The organism is Leucobacter soli (genome assembly GCF_042659205.1).
GTDB lineage: Bacteria > Actinomycetota > Actinomycetes > Actinomycetales > Microbacteriaceae > Leucobacter > Leucobacter soli.
Genome location: NZ_JBHSRW010000173.1, coordinates 1 through 4,966, shown reverse-complemented (window position 1 = coordinate 4,966; position 4,966 = coordinate 1). Strand labels below are relative to the sequence as shown.

At 69.4% G+C, this 4,966-nt stretch carries 4 protein-coding genes; 2 read left to right on the top strand and 2 right to left on the bottom strand.

The window, feature by feature from the left end; all coding sequences use genetic code 11:
• The coding region (leuS, locus tag ACFPZL_RS09995; RefSeq protein ID WP_382335277.1) for a leucine--tRNA ligase at window positions 1-2,428 on the bottom strand (2,428 nt) is incomplete at its 3' end.
• Between the two features lie 143 nt (window positions 2,429-2,571).
• Between leuS and ACFPZL_RS09990 the strand changes: the two genes are divergently transcribed.
• Entirely contained in the window at window positions 2,572-2,943 is a 372-nt protein-coding gene (locus ACFPZL_RS09990) for an ArsR/SmtB family transcription factor (RefSeq protein ID WP_218114804.1), read from the top strand.
• Complete coding sequence (locus ACFPZL_RS09985; protein WP_218114805.1) at window positions 2,940-3,440, top strand: SRPBCC domain-containing protein; 501 nt, start codon at window positions 2,940-2,942, stop codon at window positions 3,438-3,440. Before ACFPZL_RS09990 ends, ACFPZL_RS09985 begins: the two co-directional genes overlap by 4 nt.
• A 20-nt stretch (window positions 3,441-3,460) precedes the next feature.
• Here ACFPZL_RS09985 and ACFPZL_RS09980 read toward each other — a convergent pair.
• On the bottom strand, window positions 3,461-4,966 hold a 1,506-nt coding region (locus ACFPZL_RS09980), incomplete at its 5' end, for an anthranilate synthase component I family protein (RefSeq protein WP_382335275.1).

Here is a 4,966-nt window from a genome sequence, read left to right as displayed (position 1 = left end):
CGGAGGCGCGCGCGGCGGCCTCGGCCTCGGCCTCGGTGACCGATGCCGGCAGCGTGAGCCGGTCGCGCACCTTGCCGTTCACCTGCACCACCATCGTGACCTCGTCCTCGACGAGCAGCGCGGGATCCGCGGCGGGCCATTCCTCGAGCGCGACGGTCGGCCGGTGCCCGAGCTTCGCCCACATGTCCTCGGCGGTGTAGGGCGCGAAGAGGGAGAGGATCACGGCGATCGCCTCGGCCGACTCCCGCACTGCCGGGTCAGCGGCGCCCGCGCCGGCATCGATCGCTTTGCGGGTCACGTTCACCTGATCCATCAGACGAGCGACGACCACGTTGAACTTGTAGTGCTCGATCAGCCCGGGCGCATCGGCCAGCAGCTGATGCGTGTGCTTGCGGAGCGTCGCGTCGCCGCCGGCGAAGTCGACCCCGGCCTCCGAAGCGACGTCGCCCGCCACGCGCCACGCACGGGCCAGGAACTTCGCCGAGCCCTGCACCGACACGTCGGCCCAGTCGATGTCGTCCTCGGGCGGCCCGGCGAAGGCCAGAGTGACCCGCAGCGCGTCCGCGCCGTGCTCGCCGAGTTCCGAGGCGAACTCGACGAGGTTGCCCTTGGACTTCGACATCTTCGCGCCGTCCTGAAGCACCATGCCCTGATTCAGCAGCGCGCTGAAGGGCTCCTCGAAGTCGAGGTAGCCGAGATCGTGCAGCACCTTCGTGATGAAGCGCGAGTAGAGCAGATGCAGGATCGCGTGCTCCACGCCTCCCGCGTACTGATCGATCGGGCCCCAGGCGTTCACGGCGGTCGGGTCGAAGGCCTGCGTGTCGTCCTGCGACGACAGGAAGCGCAGGTAGTACCAGGAACTGTCGACGAAGGTGTCCATCGTGTCGGGATCGCGGGTCCAGGCCGTGCCTGCCGCGTCGGTCACGCTCGCCCACTCGGTCGCCGCGCCCAGAGGCGAGGACCCCTTCGGCTTGAGATCCAGGCCCTCCGAGGCCGGCAGGCGCACCGGCAGCTCGCTCGCCCCGACCGCGCGCATCTCGCCAGCATTGCCCTCTTCGGCTCCGTGCAGGATGGGGATCGGAGTGCCCCAGTAGCGCTGGCGGGAGATCAACCAGTCGCGCAGCCGGTAGGTCTTCGCCGCGCGGCCGGTACCGCGCTCCTCGAGCACCTCGATGGCGCGCGCGATCGCCTCGGCCTTGCGCAGACCGTCGAGCGGACCGGAGTTCACCAGCACGCCGTCTCCGGCGGTCGCGACACCGCTCTCGAGCGGATCGGGCAGCGACTCCCCCGTCTCGTCGCGCACGTCGACCACGACGCGCACGGGCAGTTCGAACTCCCGCGCGAAGTCGAGGTCGCGCTGGTCGTGCGCGGGCACGGCCATGATCGCGCCGTGGCCGTAATCGGCGAGCACGTAATCGGATGCCCAGACGGGAATGCGCTCGCCGTTCACCGGGTTGATCGCGAAGTGATCGAGGAACACGCCGGTCTTCGGGCGATCGGCGTTCTGCCGATCGATCTCGCTCTGCCGCTGCGTCTCGGTGAGATATTCCTGGAACTGCATGCGCGCCTCGGGCGAGGCGCTGACGGCCAGCTCGGCGGCGAGGTCGCTATCCGGTGCGACGACCATGAACGTCGCGCCGTAGAGCGTGTCTGGGCGGGTGGTGAACACCGGCACCTTCGCCTCGCGCCCCTCGATCTCGAACTCGACCTCGGCGCCCGTCGAGCGGCCGATCCAGTTGCGCTGCATGTTCAGCACCTTGGCCGGCCAGTGGCCCTCGAGCGCGTCGAGGTCGTCGAGCAGGCGATCCGCGTAATCGGTGATGCGGAAGTACCACTGGGTCAGCTTCTTCTTGACGACCACTGCGCCCGAGCGCTCGGAGGTGCCGTCGGCGAGCACCTGCTCGTTGGCGAGCACCGTCTGATCCACCGGATCCCAGTTCACCCAGCTCGCCTTGCGGTAGGCGAGGCCCTTCTCGTACATCTTCAGGAACAGCCACTGGTTCCACTTGTAGTACTCGGGGTCGCTCGTATGCAGCACGCGGCTCCAGTCGAACGACGGCGCATAGATGCGGAACGACGCCTTCTGCTGCGCGATGTTCGCGTAGGTCCACTCGCGCGGGTCGACGCCGCGCTTGATGGCAGCGTTCTCGGCGGGGAGGCCGAAGGAGTCCCAGCCGATCGGGTGCAGCACGTCGTAGCCGCGGCCCCGCCAGTAGCGGGCGAGGACGTCGCCGAAGCAGAACGCCTCGGCATGGCCCATGTGCAGATCGCCCGAGGGGTACGGGAACATGTCGAGCACGTACTTCTTCGGCTTGTCGCTGCCCGCGTTCGGCACCTCGAAGGGCTTCAACTCCTCCCACACGGGGAGCCAGCGATCCTGGATCGCCTGGAAGTCGTAGCTGTCGGCAGCCTGCTCGGTCACTCGCACCTCGAAACATCAAAGAATCGCCCCCGCTCCTGCGGGCGCGCGCACATCGCTCAAGAATACCGCAGCGTGCGGTGGCCACGGCTCGGTGCGGTCCGCCCGGATCCCGCTTGCGCGGATCGCTCTCGTGCACAATACTTAGCCTTATGGATAAGTATTTGCGAGAGATCGACCTCGTCTTCTCCGCGCTTGCCGATCCGACCCGGCGCGCAGTCGTGCAGCGCCTCGGTCGCGGCCCGGGCAGCGTCAGCGAGCTCGCGCGCGAGTTCCCGATGGCCCTCCCCTCGTTCATGAAGCATGTCGGGGTGCTCGAGACGAGCGGCCTGATCCGCACGCGCAAGTCGGGTCGCGTCCGCAGCTGCGAGCTGAACCGGGATCGCCTCGAAGCCGTGGAGGGCTGGCTCACTGCGCAGAGACGCAGCTGGGAGAAGCATGTCGATCGGCTGCAGTTCTTCGTCGAAGCGGAAATCGACGATCCGACCATCGCAGAGACCACCGCAGATCAGGAGCGATCATGAGCAACCCCACGGCCGACCCGAAACTCGACCTCGCGCTTCAGCGCGTGATCCGCGCACCGCGCAGTGCCGTCTGGCGCGCATGGACCGACTCCGCGCGCCTCTCACAGTGGTGGATCCCCGCACCGCTCGTCACTCGGGTCGACCGGCTCGACGTGCGCCCCGGTGGCGCGTTCGTCACCCAGATGAGCGAGGACGGGGAGACCTTCACGCCGCACGTCGACGGCATCTTCCTCGTCGCGGAGAAGGACCGGCGCCTGGTCTTCACCAACGGCATCACCAGCGCGCTGCGCCCGGCGCGCGCCTTTCCGGTCTCGATGACAGCTCACATCGAGCTCGCCGACCACCCCGAAGGCACCGACTATCGCGTCGTCGTGCAGCACGCCTCCGCCGAGGACAGCGCCCGACACGCCGAGCTCGGATTCTTCGAAGGCTGGGGTACGGTGACCGAAGCACTGACACGACTCGTGGAGGCGGAAGAAGCAACCGAGCCGCGCTGAAGCCGCTGTCGCAGAACGGACTAGCGCCTGTCGCGCAGCCTCAGCAGCAGCGGTGCGGCCTTGAGGCGCTTCTCCGCCTCCTCGCGCCCCGGCTCGGAATCGATCGTGATGCCGCCACCGGCACCGACTCGCGCGGTCGCCGCGAGCGTACCGATGCCGCGGAACTCTACGCTGCGGATCGTCATGGCGAGCTCGGCCTCCGTGATCCGCCCTGCCTCGACACCCAGCCATCCGAAGCAGCCGGAGTAGAGGCCGCGCGGGCCTCTCTCGAGATCGCGGAGGATCTCGACGGCACGTCGCTTCGGTGCGCCCGTCATGGATCCGCCGGGGAAGCACGCCTCGATCGCATCGATGGCGTCCGCGCTCGGCAGCAGCTCACCCTCGACCGTGCTGACCAGCTGGTGCACATGCGGGTGCGTCTCCACCCGCAGGAACCCGCTCGTCGCCACCGTTCCCGGCGCGCAGACCCGGCTCAGGTCGTTGCGCATGAGGTCGACGATCATCAGGTTCTCGGCGCGCTCCTTGGGGTCGGTGCGGAGCTCCTGAGCCAACCGCGCATCCTCCTCCGGCGTCGCGCCGCGGGGGCGGGTGCCCTTGATCGGATGCGTCGCGATTCTTCGCCCGTCGATGCTCAGGAACCGTTCGGGGCTCGCGCTCACCAGCGCGCGTCCTCCCGCGACGATCACGCCGCCTCGCGCCGGACGACCGCGTGCGCCCTCGCGCAGTTCCAGGTAGAGGGTCAACGGATCGACGTTGGGCGCCGAGACCTCGGCGGTGTCCGTGAGGCAGAGCACGTAGGCCTCGCCGTCGCGGATCGCCGCGCGGCAGGCCTCGACCTCGGCCTCGTACGCCGCCGGGGTCTTGCGCCAGGGGCCGCGTGCTCCCCCGCCGCGCAGCGCGCCTCCGCCGTCGGGCCGGGTCCGCAGTTCGGGCTGAGACTGCAGTTCGGGCTGATCGATAACGCCGTTTCCATCAGCCCGAACTGCGATCTCCGCCGAAACTGCCCGGCTGGGCACGGATCCGGCAGGAGCGGAGTCGTCACGAGCAGATTCGCCGGCCTGCCGTTCGAATCGGGCTACCCACGCGTCGAGTGCGGCCTCGTCCGGCCCCCGCAGCTCGGCGACCCCGCGCACATGGTCGAGGACCAGAGCGGTGTCGAGGCGCAGGGCGATGGCGGGCTCGGCATCGTCGGGTGCGGCATCGATTCCCAGCAGCGCCTGGCCGAACTCGTAGCCGAGGGCGACGACCCAGCCTTGCGGGGCGCCCTCTTCGGCGAACACGCCGTCGGTCGGGGTGGCGCCCGTGGAGACGCCGTCGCCGGAGCGCCCGCCGGTAGCGATCCTCTCGGAGACGACTCCGGCGTCGCGCAGCTCCGCTAGAAACTCGCGCTCGCGGCCGCGCTCGGCGACCCTCAGCTCGGACGCGAGGCCGAGGACGCTCCGCCCGCCCCAGTCATCGAGCCAGCACCAGGCACCCGACCAGTCCTCATCGGTCCCGCCCGTACCGGAGCCGCCACCGGCGGCGCC